General features: G+C 57.5%; 11 protein-coding genes. 8 read left to right on the top strand and 3 right to left on the bottom strand.

What is annotated here, in order from left to right; genetic code table 11:
• Positions 1–13: 13 nt before the first annotated feature.
• Positions 14–1,420, bottom strand: coding sequence for a type I glutamate--ammonia ligase (gene glnA / locus K529_RS08270; protein WP_005635258.1), 1,407 nt, complete (start codon positions 1,418–1,420; stop codon positions 14–16).
• A gap of 86 nt (positions 1,421–1,506) precedes the next feature.
• Positions 1,507–1,845, bottom strand: a complete 339-nt coding sequence (locus K529_RS08265) for a P-II family nitrogen regulator (RefSeq protein ID WP_005635254.1) — start codon at positions 1,843–1,845, stop codon at positions 1,507–1,509.
• A gap of 167 nt (positions 1,846–2,012) precedes the next feature.
• Between K529_RS08265 and K529_RS08260 the strand changes: the two genes are divergently transcribed.
• A complete protein-coding gene (locus K529_RS08260; RefSeq protein ID WP_046002853.1) occupies positions 2,013–3,617 on the top strand; it encodes a bifunctional ADP-dependent NAD(P)H-hydrate dehydratase/NAD(P)H-hydrate epimerase in 1,605 nt (534 codons plus the stop codon).
• Here K529_RS08260 and K529_RS08255 read toward each other — a convergent pair.
• A complete protein-coding gene (locus K529_RS08255; protein WP_005608704.1) occupies positions 3,614–4,123 on the bottom strand; it encodes a Hint domain-containing protein in 510 nt (169 codons plus the stop codon). The genes K529_RS08260 and K529_RS08255 overlap by 4 nt on opposite strands.
• A 248-nt stretch (positions 4,124–4,371) precedes the next feature.
• On the opposite strand from K529_RS08255, the gene K529_RS08250 reads away from it, so the two are divergent.
• From K529_RS08250 to K529_RS08220, 7 genes are all read left to right on the top strand, one after another.
• On the top strand, positions 4,372–7,161 hold the full coding sequence (locus K529_RS08250) for a bifunctional aconitate hydratase 2/2-methylisocitrate dehydratase (RefSeq protein WP_005608702.1): 2,790 nt from the start codon (positions 4,372–4,374) through the stop codon (positions 7,159–7,161).
• A gap of 439 nt (positions 7,162–7,600) precedes the next feature.
• Positions 7,601–9,886: a methyl-accepting chemotaxis protein gene (locus K529_RS08245; protein ID WP_227512270.1), complete on the top strand. Its 2,286-nt coding sequence runs from the start codon at positions 7,601–7,603 to the stop codon at positions 9,884–9,886.
• A gap of 655 nt (positions 9,887–10,541) precedes the next feature.
• Entirely contained in the window at positions 10,542–14,267 is a 3,726-nt protein-coding gene (locus K529_RS08240) for a chemotaxis protein CheB (RefSeq protein ID WP_005608685.1), read from the top strand.
• A 14-nt stretch (positions 14,268–14,281) separates the two neighbouring features.
• Positions 14,282–14,665: a response regulator gene (locus tag K529_RS08235; RefSeq protein ID WP_005608684.1), complete on the top strand. Its 384-nt coding sequence runs from the start codon at positions 14,282–14,284 to the stop codon at positions 14,663–14,665.
• A gap of 19 nt (positions 14,666–14,684) precedes the next feature.
• Positions 14,685–17,036, top strand: a complete 2,352-nt coding sequence (locus tag K529_RS08230; RefSeq protein ID WP_040641280.1) for a transporter substrate-binding domain-containing protein — start codon at positions 14,685–14,687, stop codon at positions 17,034–17,036.
• Positions 17,033–17,428, top strand: a complete 396-nt coding sequence (locus tag K529_RS08225; RefSeq protein WP_005608680.1) for a response regulator — start codon at positions 17,033–17,035, stop codon at positions 17,426–17,428. Before K529_RS08230 ends, K529_RS08225 begins: the two co-directional genes overlap by 4 nt.
• Positions 17,429–17,857: 429 nt before the next feature.
• Positions 17,858–18,979, top strand: coding sequence for a porin (locus K529_RS08220; RefSeq protein ID WP_005608678.1), 1,122 nt, complete (start codon positions 17,858–17,860; stop codon positions 18,977–18,979).
• The last annotated feature ends 100 nt before the right edge of the window (positions 18,980–19,079 follow it).

Genomic DNA, 19,079 nt, shown 5'->3' with positions numbered 1-19,079 from the left:
TATGTCAGCCGGATCAGCAGCTGTAGTACATCTGATATTCAACCGGATGCGGGGTGTGTTCGTAGGTTTCCACTTCGTCCATCTTGAGGGCGATATAGCCTTCGATCTGGTCTTTGGTGAACACATCGCCTTGCAGCAGGAAGTCGTGATCCGCCGCGAGGCATTCCAGTGCTTCGCGCAGGGAGCCACAGACGGTCGGGATGCCAGCCAGTTCCTCTGCGGGCAGATCGTAGAGGTTCTTGTCCATGGCTTCGCCCGGATCGATCTTGTTCTTGATGCCGTCCAGACCGGCCATCAGCAGGGCTGCAAACGCCAGATAGGGGTTTGCCGCCGGATCGGGGAAGCGGGCCTCGACGCGCTTTGCCTTCGGGGATTCGGTCCACGGAATACGCACGCAGCCAGAGCGGTTACGGGCGGAGTACGCGCGCAGAACGGGGGCTTCAAAGCCCGGGATCAGACGCTTGTAGGAGTTGGTGGACGGGTTGGTGAAGGCATTGAGCGTTTTGGCGTGCTTCAGGATACCGCCGATGAACCACAGCGCCTCGTCGGAGAGATCCGCGTATTTGTCACCTGCAAAGAGCGGCTTGCCGTCTTTCCAGATCGACATGTTGACGTGCATGCCGGTGCCGTTGTCGCCTGCGATGGGCTTGGGCATGAAGGTTGCGGATTTGCCGTAGGCGTGGGCCACATTGTGGATCACGTATTTGTATTTCTGCAGCTCGTCGGCCTGTTTGGTCAGGCTGTCGAAGATCAGACCCAGCTCGTGCTGGCAGGACGCAACCTCGTGGTGGTGCTTGTCCACTTTCATGCCCAGACGCTTCATGGTGGAGAGCATCTCGGAGCGCAGGTCTTGTGCTTCGTCAATCGGGTTTACCGGGAAGTAGCCACCTTTTACGCCCGGACGGTGACCCATGTTGCCGGTTTCATACTCGGCATCAGAGTTCCAGGAGGCGTCGGTCGCATCGACCTCGTAGGAGACTTTGTTGATGGTGTTGGAGAACCGCACATCGTCAAAGAGGAAGAATTCGGCCTCAGGACCCATGTAAGCCACATCACCGATGCCGGAAGACTTGAGGTAGGCTTCGGCTTTTTCGGCAGTGCCGCGCGGGTCGCGCTCATAGGCTTCGCCGGTGTCGGGCTCAACCACGGAGCAGTGAATGCAGATGGTTTTTTCCGCGTAGAAGGGATCCACATAGGCGGACTCGGTGTCCGGGATCAGCTTCATGTCGGAGGCTTCAATGGATTTCCAGCCTGCGATGGAAGAGCCGTCGAACATGAAGCCTTCCTCAAGGAAGTCCTCATCAATCTGATCTGAGATCAGAGTGACGTGCTGCAGTTTGCCACGCGGGTCGGTGAAACGGATGTCGACATATTCTGCCTCTTCATCCTTGATCAGCTTGAGAACTGCGTCTTTGCTCATTTGAAGTTATTCCTCCGTGAGAAACTTGGGTATTTCGGGATGTTCGTATGTGCCTTTCGCCGCAGATCCGGGCGAAAAGCAGATGATCAGAGCGCGTCGGAGCCGGATTCACCGGTCCGGATGCGGATCGCCTGTTCAATCGGGCTGACAAAGATCTTGCCGTCGCCGATCTTGTCGGTCTTGGCTGCGGCGACGATGGCCTCGATGGCGGCGTCGACCTGATCGTCGTCCAGAACCACCTCGATCTTTACCTTGGGCAGAAAGTCCACGACATATTCCGCACCACGATAGAGTTCCGTGTGGCCTTTTTGGCGACCAAAGCCCTTTACTTCGATGACAGAGAGACCTTGAACGCCGACGTCCTGCAGCGCTTCTTTCACCTCGTCGAGCTTGAACGGCTTGATGATGGCTTCGATCTTTTTCATGTCCGGGCTCCTCGCAACCTTGTCGAATGTGGTCAGATCATTTTCAAGTGATGGCCACAATGCGTAAGCCGAAGCAGATGCCACCGGAACCAGTAGATTTCGGCAGGTGCGCTTAAAATTTGAGCGGTGCGCTTAAAATATGAGCATATGTGAATCGGAGGGGTGAGATGACCGAATTACTGACCGCAGAACAGATGCGCGCGATTGAACAGGCTGCCATTAAGAGCGGTGCGGTGAGCGGTCTGGAATTGATGGAGCGCGCCGGGCGCGGGGTGGTTGAGGCCATATGTGATAAATGGCCTGAGTTTTCCGGGGGATTTGTCGCAGGGGGCGCTGCCCCCCGGCCTGCGGCCGTCCCCCGGGATATTTCTGAAAAGCTGAAGCGGGCGGTCGTTCTCTGCGGGCCGGGCAACAATGGCGGCGACGGGTTCGTGGTGGCGCGGCTGCTGAAAGAGCGTGGCTGGGCGGTGGAGGTGTTCCTCTATGGTGACGCGGCGAAACTGCCAGCAGATGCCAAGATAAATTACCAGCGCTGGTGTGAGTTGGGGGCGGTGTGGGATCTGTCGAATTCCTCTTTTGAGAAGCATGTCGGGCAGGCTGCTGATTTGGTGGTGGATGCGCTGTTTGGCACCGGCTTAACGCGGCCGATAGATTTGCCATTGGCTCTCCTGGCAGTGGAGCCGGTGGTCGTGGCAGCTCCCAAGGTTGTGGCGATAGATCTGCCGTCTGGCGTGTGCAGCGACAGCGGTAGGGTTCTAGGGGACAGTGCGGTTGTGGCGGGTTTGACCGTCACGTTTCACGCGCCAAAGCGCGGCCATGTACTGGCGGACGGACCAGAGAGATGTGGGGCGCTGGTGGTGAAATCGATTGGATTGAATGCGGATGCGCCGCTGGATCGGGCATCGCGCCCGGTGTGGAGGGATGCGCCCGATGTGGGTGTGCTGGCGAAGGGACAGGGGGCGCATAAATTCACCCACGGTCATGCGCTGATCTTATCGGGTGGAGCTGGGCGCACGGGGGCGGCGCGGTTGGCGGCGCGGGGCGCGCTGCGGATTGGCGCGGGGCTGGTCACGCTGGGGGTTCCGCCTTCGGCGCAGATGGAGGTTGCGTGCCAGATCACCGCCTTGATGCTGCAACGCGTGGGGGACGGTGGGGCGCTGAGGGAGGTCCTTTCGGACAATCGTATCAATGCGCTGTGTCTTGGTCCGGGCCTTGGGAAAGAGCGTGCGCGTGAGTTGGTTCCAATCGCGCTGCAAAATCATGAACGCGCGATGGTTCTGGATGCGGACGCGCTCTCGGCGTTTGGAGACGACCCTCAGGCGCTGTTTGATATGCTGCACAAGAAGTGCGTGCTGACCCCGCATGGCGGAGAGTTCGCGCGTTTGTTTCCTGATATTGCGCAGCGATTGGCGGAACCAGCCCTCTGCGGGCCGGCCTATTCCAAGGTCGACGCGACCCGTGAGGCGGCGTGCCGGGCGGGGGCAACGGTTTTGTTCAAAGGTGCGGATACGGTTATCGCAGAGCCTGACGGAGGCTGTGCGGTCTCGGCGGCAATCTATGACCGGTCAGGTCCGTGGCTTGCAACGGCTGGGGCGGGGGATGTTCTGGCGGGGTTTATCACCGGGCTGTTGGCGCGTGGGGTTGCCCCTCATGAGGCCGCCGCGACGGCAGCGTGGTTGCATGTGGAATGCGCGCGCAGCTTTGGCGCGGGACTGATTGCGGAGGATTTGCCAGAGCAACTGCCGAAGGTGTTCAGCGGTCTGGGGATCTAAGTCTGCGGCTGCAGGGCCGCGTCGAACCCATGCGCTGAGAGCACTTCCATACCGCGTACATAGAGGACAGAAGGTGCCTCCAGCCAGATCTGCACGCAGTCGATCTGGTGCATGCCATCGTCGGTGATGTATTGATCGTCGATCAAGGCTGCGGCCTGCACATATGCCTCGTGGCGGCCAAAGAGCGCCTCTGCACGCCAGTCCCGCACCAGCACCAACTGCCGAGCGGGCAGCACCAGATCCTGTTCCGGGCGATCCGTTCCTAAGGCTTCGGCGGCAAAGCGTACCATGCGGCTGCGCTCCGTGCGGCGTGTGATGTCGCGGATCGACAGGATACCCTTGTCGCGGGTGATGACATCGTCGCGGCTGCTCAATTGGTCTGCGGCCTTATAACCCTTGCGCGTCAACACCTCTGCCGTCGCCTCAACGCCGCTGAGCGGGCGCAGACCGGAAGGCGTGCCCAGATCAGACCCTCCGAGAGGAGACTGCAATTTGGCGTATGACATGGGGGAACCTCCGGTCGCGATGCGTCTTTCATCACCTGAGCCATAAATATGGCGAAAGAACGTCGCAGATGAGGTGCATCTTGGCGCGGGTATGGTAAACTCTGCGCGAGTAAACCATGCATGTCGGAACGTCTTGCAAGTCATTCTGCATTGGTATACTGCCGCATACAGCAAGCTTGACGCGGCTCGCCAAGAGTGTTTGCGAACCCGTTTCAGGCTTTTTCTTACACAGAATCGTCGGGACCGTCATGAGCTTGTACACAGACTACCTAAAAGAGATCGAAACGCGTAAGGGCGAAGGGTTGCATCCCAAACCCATTGACGATGGCGCGCTGGTTGCGGAGCTGATTTCGCAGATCAGGGACTCTGACAACGAGCATCGTGAAGACTCTCTGAAGTTCTTTATCTACAACACCTTGCCCGGCACCACGAGCGCAGCAGGGGTGAAGGCTGCCTTCCTCAAGGAGATCATTCTCGGCGAGGTCGAGGTGGCTGAGATCACGCCCGAGTTTGCGTTTGAGCTGCTGTCGCACATGAAAGGGGGCCCCTCGGTCGAGGTGCTGCTGGATCTGGCGCTTGGCGATGATGCGGCCATCGCGGCGCAGGCGGCGGATGTGCTGAAGACTCAAGTCTTCCTTTATGAGGCCGACACCGACCGGCTTGAGGCGGCGTTCAAGGCTGGCCACGCGATCGCGCGTGAGATCCTTGAAAGCTATGCAAAGGCTGAGTTCTTTACCAAGCTTCCCGACGTCGATGAAGAAATCAAGGTCGTGACCTATATCGCGGCCGAAGGCGATATCTCCACCGACCTTCTGTCCCCCGGCAATCAGGCGCACTCGCGCTCGGACCGTGAATTGCATGGCAAATGCATGATCTCTGAGGCGGCGCAAAAGGAAATCGAGGCGCTGAAACTGCAGCACCCCGACAAGCGCGTGATGCTGATCGCCGAAAAAGGCACCATGGGCGTGGGCTCGTCCCGTATGTCCGGCGTGAATAACGTGGCGCTCTGGACCGGCAAACAAGCCAGCCCCTATGTGCCGTTTGTGAACTTTGCGCCCGTGGTTGCGGGCACCAATGGTATCTCGCCGATCTTCCTCACCACCGTTGGCGTGACCGGCGGCATTGGTCTCGACCTCAAGAACTGGGTCAAGAAGGTCGACAGCGACGGCAAGGCAATCCTCAACAATGACGGCAATCCGGTGCTGGAGCAGAAGTATTCGGTTGAAACCGGCACCGTTTTGAAAATCGACACCAAGAACAAGATGCTCTTGGACGAGGACGGCAAAGAACTGGTGGATGTCTCTTCTGCGTTTACACCGCAGAAGGTCGAATTCATGAAGGCGGGCAGCTCTTATGCCATCGTCTTTGGCAAGAAGCTGCAGACATTTGCGGCTGAAACCCTCGGCGTCGAGGCACCGCTGGTCTTTGCACCGGCCAAAGAAGTCAGCCATGAGGGCCAGGGCCTGACTGCGGTTGAGAAAATCTTTAACCGCAATGCGGTGGGCAGCACGCCGGGCAAGACCTTGCATGCGGGCTCTGACGTGCGCGTGAAGGTCAATATCGTCGGCTCTCAGGACACCACTGGCCTGATGACTTCGCAAGAGCTGGAGGCCATGGCGGCCACCGTGATCTCTCCGACCGTGGATGGGGCCTATCAGTCCGGCTGTCACACCGCGTCGGTATGGGACAAGAAGGCACAGGCCAATATTCCGCGCCTGATGCAGTTCATGAACAACTTTGGCCTGATCACAGCGCGTGACCCCAAGGGCGAATATCACGCGATGACCGACGTGATCCACAAGGTGCTCAACGACATCACCGTGGATGACTGGGACATCATCATTGGCGGCGACAGCCACACCCGCATGTCCAAAGGCGTGGCCTTTGGGGCGGACTCCGGCACCGTGGCGCTGGCGCTGGCAACCGGTGAGGCGACCATGCCGATCCCCGAGTCGGTCAAGGTGACCTTCAAGGGTAAAATGGCCGATCACATGGACTTCCGCGATGTGGTGCACGCCACACAGGCGCAGATGCTGAAACAGCACGGCGACAACGTGTTCCAAGGCCGCATCATCGAGGTCCACATCGGCACGCTGCTGGCGGATCAGGCGTTCACCTTCACCGACTGGACCGCAGAGATGAAGGCCAAAGCCTCCATCTGTATCTCCAATGACGACACCCTGATCGGTTCGCTGGAACTCGCCAAGAGCCGTATCCAGATCATGATCGACAAAGGCATGGAGAATGAGGCCGGCACCTTGCAGGGTCTGATCGACAAGGCCGACAAGCGCATCGCCGAAATTCGCTCTGGCGAGAAACCGGCCCTGTCGCCGGACGATAGCGCCAAGTATTTTGCAGAAGTGGTGGTTGACCTCGACCTGATCGACGAGCCGATGATCGCGGACCCCGACGTCAACAACGAGGACGTCTCCAAGCGCTACACCCACGATACCATCCGTCCGATCTCTTTCTATAAGGCGGAGAAAAAGGTGGATCTGGGCTTTGTGGGCTCCTGCATGGTGCACAAGGGCGACATGAAGATTGTGGCTCAGATGCTCAAGAACCTTGAGAAAGCCAACGGCAAGGTGGAGTTCAAAGCCCCGCTGGTGGTGGCAGCGCCGACCTACAACATCATCGACGAGATGAAAGCCGAGGGCGATTGGGAAATCCTGCAGAAATATTCGGGCTTTGAGTTCGACGATCTGTTCCCCAAAGCGCAGGCGCGGACCGAGTATGAAAACATCCTCTATCTGGAGCGTCCGGGCTGTAACCTCTGCATGGGCAACCAGGAGAAGGCTGCCAAGGGCGACACCGTTCTGGCCACCTCAACCCGCCTGTTCCAGGGCCGGGTCGTAGAAGACGCCGCGGAAAAGAAAGGCGAGAGCCTTCTGGCCTCGACCCCGGTTGTGGTGCTTTCGGCCATCCTGGGCCGCACACCCACCATCGAGGAATATAAAACCGCTGTGGAGGGCATCGACCTGACCAAATTTGCGCCCCCCGTGGAGAAACCGGCAGGCACGCGCTCAGCGCATTTCTAAGACGCACCCCGCAGCGGTACAGATCTATGCCCCGCTGCACCCCTGTTGGTGCAACATAACATAAGAGACGGGCGGCTTCCTCGGTAAGCCGCCCGTTTTGCATTTCGCCACTCCCCCGAAACCGATCTGAGGTTCAGGCATGGAATTGAGCGAAAATTGTTCGATATGTGAAAGTCTCTGCTGTAACCATAAATACACCGATATGCTGCCGTTAAATGGCGGAATATCGATGCATTCATGAAGTCTAAAGGCATTTCCGCTTAGTTTTTGAGCGAAAGTTAGGTGTGCCGCTCTGTTTTGCTGTCTTGGGCGGGTTGATAACGAGGGACCAAGAATGTTGCGTTTGAGAAATCTCAAGCTTGGCTTGAAGCTGCCAATTTTGATCGCTTTGCCAGTGGTGGTAATTGTTCTGGCTTCTGGGGCGCTGCAGCTATCGCAGATGAGTACCACGGTTGATAAGCAGCTTAAGACTGCATACTCCGGTTTTGTGTCGGGCCGCAAAAATGCGTTGGAGTGGTGGCTTGAGGAGATCAAGGCCGAGGTGACCGCGCTCTCCAGCAGCTATGCCATTCAGGCCGCCACAGCGGATTTTTCACGCGCATGGCAAGAGTTCGAGGGCGACCCGGCCGAGGCCATGCGCAATCTCTATATTTCTGATAACCCCAACCCGTTGGGCAAGAAGGATGAGTTGGTTGCTGCAGAAGATGGCTCCACATGGACCCAATCTCATCAGCGCCATCACGTGGGGCTGCGGTCCCATCTGCGCGCGCACGGCTATTACGATTTGTTCCTCTTCGATCTTGAGGGCAACCTGATCTACTCGGTCTTCAAAGAAGATGATTTTGGCCTGAATTTTGAGACTGGAAAATACAAGGACAGCGGCCTTGGCGAGGTTTTTCGCAAAGGGCGCAGCTTGGAAGCTGGTGAGTTCTACATGACGTCGCTTGCGCCATATGCTCCCAGTGCGGGCGCGCAGGCGATGTTCATGTCGACCCCGGTTTTTGAAAATGGCGAGATGCTGGGCGTGCTGGCGGTGCAATTCCCGCTGGATGGCATTATGCGCCTTCTGTCTCAGTCAGAGCAACTCGGAGAGACCGGTTTTGTCTATCTGGTGAACGAACAAGGGCTGTCATTGACGGAATCACCTCGGGAAGGTGGGTTTGCCGCATACGAGCAACTCCCTGCGCGCGAGCAAATCACAACCGCACTGTCTGGTGAGGCGGGCTACTTCGATCCAGCAACCGGTGTGCTTGGCGAAACTGTCATTGCCGCTTCCGACAGCGTGTCCATTCCCAATGGCACCCAGTGGGGGCTGGTGTTTGAGATTGACCGCTCAGAGGCCATGGCTGTGGTCAACGCAACGACACGTAACGCTTTGATAGAACTGGCTATTACCCTCGCGTTGGTGGTCATTGCGTCCTATGTCGCGGTGCGCGGGGTCGTAAAACGGCTGGAGCGTCTGGCAGCCCATGTACAGGATCTTGCGGATCAGAACTACAACGAGGAAATTTCCGGCTGCGATCAAGGCGACGAGGTTGGTTTTATTTCCAAAACGCTCGTTCATCTGCAAGAGCGCTTGCAGGAAGGCGCTGCCGCCAAGGATCGCGAGAAGGTGATCCAAGAAGGCAACGAGATGGTTGTCCGCACCCTGAGCAAGGCACTGATGAACCTCGCCAAAGGCGACTTCCGCAACAAGATCCTCGAGTTCTTTCCGGTTGAACATAAAAAGCTGCGCTACAGCATCAATGACGCGATGACTGAGCTGAGCGATGTGATCGAATCCGTGCGTGACATCGCTGAAAACATCTCCAAAGGGGCCGTCGAGGTGAGCGCATCAGCAGATGATCTGTCTTCGCGCACAGAAAGTCAGGCCGCGACACTGGAGCAGACCGCCGCCGCGATCGAAGAGGTCACCTCAAGCGTGAAATCTGCCAACGAAAATGTCATGAGCGTCGAATATACAGTACGCGAGGCGCGCGGCATGGCAGAGGGCAGTGGCGCTATCGTGCAAGAGACCATCGATGCTATGAACGGTATTGAGGAATCGTCGCAAAAAATCAGCCAAATCATTGGCGTGATTGACGATATTTCCTTTCAAACCAACCTCTTGGCGCTCAATGCTGGTGTTGAGGCCGCTCGTGCAGGAGAGGCGGGTCGTGGCTTTGCCGTGGTGGCATCTGAGGTGCGCGGCCTTGCGCAGCGCTCCTCTGAGGCCGCGCTGGAGATCAAGGCCCTGATTGAAACCAGCGGGCAGCAGGTTGGGCGCGGTGTGCAGATGGTGGGAAAAACCGGCGACGCCCTCACGCAAATTGTGGATCAGGTGAAACATATTTCGGGTTTGATCGAAGAGATTTCCAAGTCTTCGCAGGAGCAATCCACCGCGCTGACAGAGATCAATATCGGCATGTCTCAGTTGGACCAAGTGACCCAAGCCAATGCGGCCATGGTTGAAGAGAACACAGCCGCCGCGCATACGCTGCGTCAGGATTCAGATCGTTTGGCTGAATTTGTTGGCCGTTTCCGCACCCAGAACCAGTCCGGCGAAGGCGAGGCGCCGCCAGCACTGCCGGGTCCCGCGTCTGCTGCACCTGTCTCAGCGACGGATGCAGGCGGCTGGGATGATGGCGAGGTCATCGATGCGCACGCAGAGCCGGGCCGCGCAGCAGGGGACCACGACACCGTGCCCGAACCCATGCGCGCAAATGATAAATGGACAGACTTCTAGCGCGTGTTGAGCGTTATAATCTGACCTTTCCCATTTGACTTCGTTCCAATGGGAAAGGTCGGTTTCACTCGCGTGGATGCGAAATACCGTCGCTATAAAATGGGGGAACCGGAGTGGGGGTCCCGCTTTCCAGAGAGAAGCCATTCCAGCGTGGCGTAATTGCCGCAGGTTGAAAATCCAAAGATATCGGTGAAGCATAAAAACGCATTCAATACCCGCTGCCCCAGACGAGGAAAATGTCGGAAAAGCGCGACCAGTTATCTCTGACCTATCGCTCAAGACAAGATACCTATTTCCGGTAACTGTCTGAATAGTATGTGTTAAAACAGATAGCACTCTATGGCCATGTGGAGCCGTACTTTACCTTCCCTCAAAGAGAGCGCTTCACATCTCCTAAATCTGCGATCTGATCACCGTGAAATCGAGTTGCAGCAAAAGCGGCAGTCCTTGGCAGGCCTTTGAAATGCATCGGCATCACAATAAACAACGGTGATGCACGCTGGACGTGCGTTGCGACAAAGGCTAATCTTTGGCGGACCTTATGGGGCACCGGAGTGTTAACAGAACGCTCGCATTCACCGGCCAGAGCGTTTCATGCGCTCGAAAGTGCTGGTTTCAGTCAAACGAGAATTGGACGGGCGGTTCAACGTAGACCATGACAGAAAATAACATCACGCCGCTTACTCCTGCGGTCAAAGATCCTCAGCGCAAAATCGGTAAGGTAGATGAAAGATTCTACATTGTCGGTGTGGGGGCCTCTGCGGGAGGACTTGACGCGATCAAGCAATTGCTCTCGCGGGTTCCGGCAAATTTCCCGCATAGCTTCGTGGTGATCCAGCATCTGTCGCCGGATTACAAATCGCTGATGACTGAAATTCTTGGTCGCGAAACTCAGCATAAGGTGGTCGAAGTCGAAGATAATATGCGCGTCGAGCCGCATCATATCTATGTCATCCCGCCGGGCGCCAATATCGTTATTCAGGGCACCGAAGGCGACGTCGATGAGCGTGCCGTGATCCAAGATACCGAAGCATCCATAACCGAGGCAGAGGTAGAGGGGCTTCGATTTTCATTGGTGTCACCGCAACCCAGACCGGCGCTCAACCTGCCTGTCGACATTTTCTTTTTGTCGTTGGCGGAGGCTGTGGGCGAGCGGGCCATCGGGGTGGTTTTGTCGGGTACGGGGTCGGACGGAAGTCGTGGGCTGCGCTCGATCAAGGATCGCGAAGGGCTGGTGATCGCACAGGAACCTGCAACCTGCGGGTTTGACGGCATGCCCCGTCAGGCGATTGGAACGGGGTTGGTGGATCAGGTTCTTCAACCAGATGATATCGTTGAGGAAATCGCAAGGTTCATTGAGCTGCGCAACCACGGTATCTCTGACGTTGACGAGATGTTTGTCGGCGCGCAGGACACCTTTCGGCTGATTTTAGAGACGGTCAGCAAACAGGCAGAGATCGATTTTGCCCTTTATAAGGAACCGACCCTAAAGCGACGTATTGCGCGGCGGATGGGGTTTTTGGGCCTCTCGAAAATCCGCGATTATTTGGATTACCTCGGCGAACACCCCGGCGAAGTGGAGCTTCTGTACCGGGAGTTTCTGGTCGGTGTGACAAATTTCTTTCGCGATTTGCATGTCTGGCAAACCATGGAATCGCGGGTTCTCAAACGCCTGTTTGAGGAAGGCGACACAACTGCGCCCCTGCGGGTCTGGTCGGTTGGCTGCTCCACCGGGGAAGAGGCCTATACGCTGGCGATGACGCTGCAGAAATTTCGGGATGATCACAAGATCGAACGAGATTTCCGCGTCTATGCGACGGACGTCAACGAAAACTCTATCAACACGGCAAAGCAGGGGATCTATCCGGACCACACGCTTGAGGAAATTCCGCTCAAATATCGTGAAGCGGGTTATGTAACGCATCATCCCGGCACCTTTGCCATCGCGCCCAAAATCCGCGCGCAGATCGTTTTTGCGGTGCATGACATCACCCTTGATCCGCCCTACACGCGCACCGATTTGATTGTTTGCCGTAACCTGTTGATTTACCTCAGCCCTGATGTGCAGGCCAAGGTCATGGTCAACTTCTCCATGTCGCTCAGGATGGACGGTTATCTGCTCTTGGGCGCGGCAGAGACACCGGGCACCGATGGGGTTCGGTTTGATTTCTTCATGGGTAAGGAGCGGATCTATAAAAACAAACGTGTGGCACAATCGGGGATCGGCCGTGGCAGGCTAACGGCGCAATTGCCTGCGCTTGGTATGTTGCCGCGGGCGCGCCGGATGCTGTCGGCGGGGCATACGTTTCAGGATGATCTAAGCTCGCTCTTTCAGTTCTCACTCGAGGCCAGCCAGACCTCCGTTTGTATCGTTGATCCAACGGCCACATTGCTGAAAACATTCGGAAATATGCAATCTATTCTGCAAATCCCCGAAAGTGGTTTTTCGACCAATATCTTTGAGCTTTGCGATGACAGGTTGCGCAGTTCTGTCGCACTGGTGATGCGCGGCGCAGAGGATAAGACCACCGCCCAAGCGGCGGACATGCGCCTGATCGAAGAGGATCAAGTGCGCACGGTTTCGATTTCCGGGCGCAAGATCATGTGGGAGGGGCATACCTCTGCCATCGCGCTGTTCATTCGCCAAACGCTACAGAGCCTGCCGAAAACCGATGTTGATATTGATCGCGAGCAACCCCGAGAAGAAACCCGCGCCTATATCCAGCATCTTGAGGGCGAGGTGCGCTCCCTGCAGGAAATGCTGGGGGTGACGGCGCAGGATCTTGGAGCCTCGAACGAGGAACTGCAGACCGCAAACGAGGAGTTGATCGCCGCCAACGAAGAACTGCAGGCCAACAACGAAGAAACCCAGAGCATCAACGAAGAACTGCACACGGTGAATACCGAAAACATCGAGCGGATTGCCGAGTTGGAGCAGGTCAATGCGGATGTGGACAATCTCCTTGAGACGGCTGCGCTTGGGATTTTGCTCTTGGACAATGACATGTGCATCCGCCGGTTCAGTGCCGGGGTGACCCGGTATCTTGATCTCAAGCACAGCGATGTGGGTCGCCCGCTGGAGAGCTTTGCGACCTCGCTCTTGCCCGAGGCGGTGAGCCTTCTGGTGGATGATGCGAGCCTTGCCCGCGATCAGGGTGAAGAGACGGAACGCGAATTGCGCCGCCGTGACGGTGGGTTTGTGCAAACACGTGTGCGCCGGTTCACCCGCCAGCGTGGCGAGTCTGATGGTGTGGTGATCACTCTGTTGGATATCACCGACAGCAAGTTGCTGGAGCAGGAAGCGCGGCGCCAGAGCGAGATCCTCGCCAGCGTGCTCGAGAGCGAAGAGGCGGGCTATTGGGATTGGAATATTCCTGATGAACAACTCTACATAAGTCGCCGTTTTGTCGAGCTTTTGGGCTTTGCCGCAGGCGAGCTGGCCCCCAAGCCAGAAGCATGGTTTGCCCTGATCCATGACGAGGATCGCTCGCGGTTTCACGAGGCTTTTGATGTTCATGTGCGTTCGCGTGGGCAGGTGCCTTTCTCGGTTGAGGTACGCTATCTGACCAAGGATCGCACGGTGATCTGGGTCAAGAGCCGGGGGCAGGTGACGGATTGGAGCGTTGATCACCGTCCGTTGCGCATGATTGGCGTGCATCAAAACGTGACCGATCTGCGCGAACGCGAGGACGACATTCAAAAGCGGGCCAATGAAATCCGCCGTTTTGCCTTTATATCAGCGCATGATCTGAAACAGCCGCTCAACACGGTTGAGAGCAGCATTGAGGCGTTGCTGGAAGAACTACCCGACACGCTGGACGCCGACGCCCAAGAGCTTGTCGAGTTCCTGACCCAAGGCACGCGCCGCCTGAAGGGGCGGGTGGATGCCATTCTGGATTACGCCCGTTTGCAGGATCGCACCTTGGAGTTTGAGGCATGCGAACTCACCGGTCTTGCAGAGGCCAGTGTTACCGATCTCAAACACCTTGTGAGCGAAGCGGATGCAGAGGTGCAGATTGAGCCGCTGCCCGTCGCCCTATGTGCGCCGGAGCTGATTTCACGGGTGCTGCAGAACCTGTTGAGCAATGCGCTCAAATACCGCGATCCGGCGCGCCCCTGTCGCGTAACCATTGCGCCCTTCGCGGCCCCAGATGGCAAGGTTGGCGTGCGGGTGGACGACACCGGTATCGGCATCGCACCCAAAGACCGCGGCAGTGTTTTCGAACTCTTTACCCGTCTGCACGTAGAATCAGAGATCGAAGGCAGCGGCCTTGGTCTGGCGATGTGCGAAAAGATCATTTCCATGCACGGTGGCACGATCGAGGTGACTGACACGGAAACGGGGGGCGCAAGCTTCCGCTTTACCCTCTCTGCAACATGAGCCGGACGGAGCACATGAGCACCTCAAAACCAAAGATCCTTTTGATCGATGATTGCGACGCGGATCGGTATTTTTTCAAACGCAACCTGCGCAAGGTTGCGCCGGATGCCGAGGTGGTTGAGTTCGTTTATGCCGAGGATGCACTGCGGTATCTGAAAACGCCGGGGCGTGATCCGGTGGATATTGTATTTGTCGACATCAACATGCCCCGGTTGGATGGGTTTCAGTTTGCGGACGCTTATCATGCGCTCTATCCGGAACTGAAGGGACATGCCCGCCTGTTCGTTTGCTCATCCTCCATCAACCCTGCCGACCGGCAGCGCACCGATGACCACCCGGTCATCGATGGATTTTGCGAAAAGCCGGTGACGCGCGGGGTTCTTGGCGAGCTGCTCTGAGATGCGGGGCGCGGGTGGTTTGAAACAAGCGCTGCTCCTCTTATTCGTATTGGTGTCGAGCGTTTTCGGGGCGCTCCCTGTTCAGGCCCAGCCCCAGTATGACAAAGTTGTGGTGCCCTGGGGCAATGTCCCTCCATTGTCGATGATGGGGGACGATGGCGAGCCTACCGGGTTCGCCATTGAACTTGCACGGCTATTGGCTGAGGAGGTTGGCTTTGAGCTGGAGTTCCAGTTCTATGGGCCGATACCGAAAATCGCCGCAGCGCAGGCGACTGGCGAGACTGACATGCTGGTTGGAGTTGGGCACGGCCCGGCGTTTCGCGAGACCAACCTTGCGTCACAGACGATTTCAGAGGTTCAGGTCCGGCTGGCCGTTCCAGTTGAAAACGCCGATGATTTCGACCCCAACAATCTGAGCGGCGTTCGCATTGCGGCGGTGCCGCCGACAATTGCCTCCAATCCCGATCTGTTTCCCGACGCAACTGTGGTCGAGCAACCCGGTTTGGAAGCTGCGTTGGTGACTTTGCTGAGCGGCGAAGTGGATGCTCTGTCTTATCCGGTCAACGTTCTTTTTGCCCTGACCCGTGCAACGCGCACCGATGGTCGAATTGCCTATGTCGGTGATCCTTTGGTCAGGATCGACCGTGTGGTTATTGTGCACGAAAGTCGCGCGGAACTGCTGGAGCCGATCAATAAGGCTCTGCAGAAGTTTGAAGAAAACGGGACGCTGGAAGAACTGCGGATCAAGTATCTTATTTCTAACCCAGAACCGGTGCCAGATGTGCTGACCGTTGGTGTTCATCATGTGCCGCCATTTGTGTCGATCGGGGATGATGGCACGCCCGGCGGTTTTGGGATTGAGGTGCTAGAAGATCTGGTGGATCTGGCGGGGCTGCAAATTCGCTACCAGCGCATCACGGACGAGGAATTCGGGCAGGGTCCGCGTGCGGGTTCGGTGGATCTGATCCCGATGATGGCAGCCAACTCCACCCGTGCGGAACGGATGGATTTCACCTTCCCGGTGCACCGTGTCCCCTTCAACATATTTACTCTGCGGGAGGCATCGCTTGAGCCGCAGGTCTTGGACGATCTGGTCGGGCTGCGTGTTGGCGTCGAAAGCGGCAAGAACGCAGCACAGCTGGCGGAACGTCACGGCGGGCTCGATATCGTCTATGCGGAGGGCAAAGATGGCATCATGAACCTGCTCCTAGAGGGGCAGGCCGATGCGGTGCTGACAACCGGAAGAGCCTTTTGGACCCATCTGGAGGCCGAGGGCCAAGGGGAGAAGTTCCGCAGCAGTACAGAGCCGTTTTATGTCTCTGAATCCGGCCCGGCCTTGCGATTGGGTCTGGGGGAGGTCCGTGAACGGCTGAATGCGGTGATCCCGGCCTATCTGATCTCAGAGGAGTATGAGGCTCTGCAGGCCAAATGGTTTGGGCGCGTGCCGTTCTGGACACCAATGCGCCTCAGGCTGGTCGCGGCGGCGGTCTTGGTGCTGTTGCTCACGGCGCTGGGTTTTGGCATCTGGCAAAAACTGCAACGCTCCCGCGCGCAGGAACGCCAGGCCCGGCTGCTGCAACACTCCCGCCAGCTTGAGGTGCTGGTGGATGAGCTGGAGCGTTCGAACCGTGAACTGGACAGCTTTGCCGATATTGCATCACATGATCTCAAACAGCCGCTGCGGGGTATTCACTGGCAGGTACGCGCCCTGCAAGAGCGCGCAGCCGATGCCCTGCCAGAAGAGGTCAGCCGGATTGAGCAACTCTGCGCGCAGATGGAGGCCACGATCTCTGATCTGCTGGCCTCGGCGCAACATCGGGGCAAGGGCAGCGACCGCGCCGATATAGATACAGGCGTTCTGGTTGATGAAATTTGCACTGACCTTTCGGAACTGATGGAAGCGACCGGCGGCGAGGTGCAGGTGGAAACCGCCATGCCCATGGTGTTTGCAAGCCGCGCCAAGGCAAAGGTTGTGTTTCAAAACCTTATTGCCAATGGCTTGATTTATAATCAGTCCTCCACGCCGGTGGTGAAGGTGGGGTATCTGAGCGAGGGCAGCACCGACGCCAGCGGCCTCTTGCATGTGTTCTACATTCGCGACAACGGCACCGGCATCGCGCCCGAGGATCAGGGGCGCATATTCCTGCCCGGGGTCCGTGGCCAGAATACCGGAGAACGCGTGTTGCCCGGCGCAACCGGAAGTGGACTGGGCCTTTCCTTTGCCAAGGAAATCGTAGAGAGTTACGGCCAACTGATCACATTTGAAAGCGTACCCGGACAGGGCACCACATTCTTCTTTTCGCTCCCCAATGCGAAGGGCGAGAGCGCAGGCGATGTGGTCGATCACGCAGGACTGGTGGAAGCAGAATGACCAAGATTCTAATAATCGACGACAGCCCGGAAGACACCGAGATGCTGCGCCGTTTTTGTGAACAACTGCGGTCGAGCTCGATTGAAACGGCGCCCAGCGGCAGCGAAGGGGTGGCGCGGTTCGAGAAATGGCGCGCCGATTGTGTGCTGCTGGACTACCACCTTGCTGACAACAACGGCCTCTCTGTTCTTGCGGCGCTAAAGGCCCGCGATCCCTATGTGCCGGTGATTGTTCTGTCGGGCCGCGGCAGCGAAGAACTGGCGGCTGCTGCGATGAAGGCGGGGGCCACGCGCTATCTCACCAAACGCGGGCTGTCGCTTGATATGCTGCGCACCGCGATCGAGGCTTCGATCCGCTGGATGCAACATGCGGCCATGACCCAGCAGGGCTAAGTCGCGCGCGTTTCAAACCCTATCACAGACCACGATAAAGACGTCTCATCCACGGCTTGGAGGGGACGTTTTCCTGCTGTGCGCACCCAATACGGTGACGGATGCGCGCAGCTCTTGAGCCGTGCTTGAGCGACATCTTGATTCGACAAAGATCACGGAATTTTGCGCGGAGCGTTGCACAGAGCGAATAGCAGAGTGTTGAAAAAATCTAATTTCGAGGGTTGAAAAATATCTTCTGAATTCCTTGGGGTTCGCCTGAGTGAGCAGAATAATGCCGCTATTACAGCGCCTTCTGAAATGTGAACTGACCCGTTCACCTACGCTTACTTTCAAGTCCTTTCATCAAAAAACTTACATGGTAACTCCGATGCTAGTCGGGTCCGGGGATGGAGGATGTCCGGCTGACCTTTGAATTAGGAGACTCAGATCATGAGCACCAAAACCCTTGCGGTGGGCTCCAGCGCCCTTGCGCTGTCAGCCCTCCTTGCCGCTCCCGCAGTTGCGGGCCCCACCTACACATCTGACAATGGTGGCTCCTTCCGTTGGTATGGCCAGCTCAACTTGACCTATCAGGGTTATGACGACGGTCAGGAAGACTACAACCGCCTCGTCGACAACGCCAACTCCGGTTCGCGCGTTGGCTTCTGGCTGGAGCAGCCCTTTGGCGAGAACACCCTGAAGTTCCGTTTTGAAACCTCTCTGTCGCTGCGCGGCTCGGATGGTGTGAACCAGAACGGTCAGGGCGACATCACCGACTGGACCCGCAGCGATCTGCGTCACGTCGATCTGCAGTGGCACACCCCGCGCTACGGCACCTTCTCTATTGGTCAGGGTTCCATGGCGGCTGATGGTGCCACTGGTATCGACCTTTCGGGCACCGGTGTCGTGGCAGGTTCCGCCGTGGCAGACGCTGCAGGCGGGTATTTCCTGCGTGACACCGCAGGCAACCTGACCGGTATCGAAGTCGGCGACGTCTTCTCGACCTTTGACGGCTCGCGCCGGGGTCGTATCCGCTATGACTCGCCGGAATTCTCGGGCTTCACCGTCTCTGCCTCTTATGGTGAGGACATCCTGACCCGCGATGCCGACACCCAGCAGTACGATATTGCCCTGAACTACATGAACGAAGATCTTGGCGATTTCACTGTGGCCGGTGCACTGGCTGTCAGTTGGACAGAGAAGGGCGGCTCCGAAGACACCCGCGACACCATCGCCTCTGCCGCCGTTCTGCACGAACCCACAGGTCTGTCGCTGAGCGCTGCAACCGGTGACCGTGATACCGGTGGTGATTACGGCTATGTGAAGCTGGGCTACACCGCCAACCTGATCTCCGTTGGTTCCACCTCCTTCTCCGTCGACTATTATGACGGCTCGGATCTGGTCTCCACCAACGACAGCGCAGAATCCTTTGGCATTGCTGCGGTTCAGAAGTTCGACAAGCAGAACCTTGAGGCCTATATCGCGTATCGCGAATATTCCTATGACGATGCTTCGGCGACCAACTATCAGGACGGCTCTGCCATCCTCGCTGGTGCGCGCTGGAAGTTCTGATCCAGAGAATATACGGGCGATGCCGGTGCGAGGGGTTTATACCTCGTGACCTACTTGCGCTTGTGTCATCCGCATAATGCTGCGCCCTCCGGTCACTGGC

This window comes from Tritonibacter mobilis F1926, from assembly GCF_000376545.2.
In the GTDB taxonomy this organism is placed as follows: Bacteria; Pseudomonadota; Alphaproteobacteria; order Rhodobacterales; family Rhodobacteraceae; genus Epibacterium; species Epibacterium mobile.
This window is presented reverse-complemented; position numbering and strand designations above follow the sequence as displayed.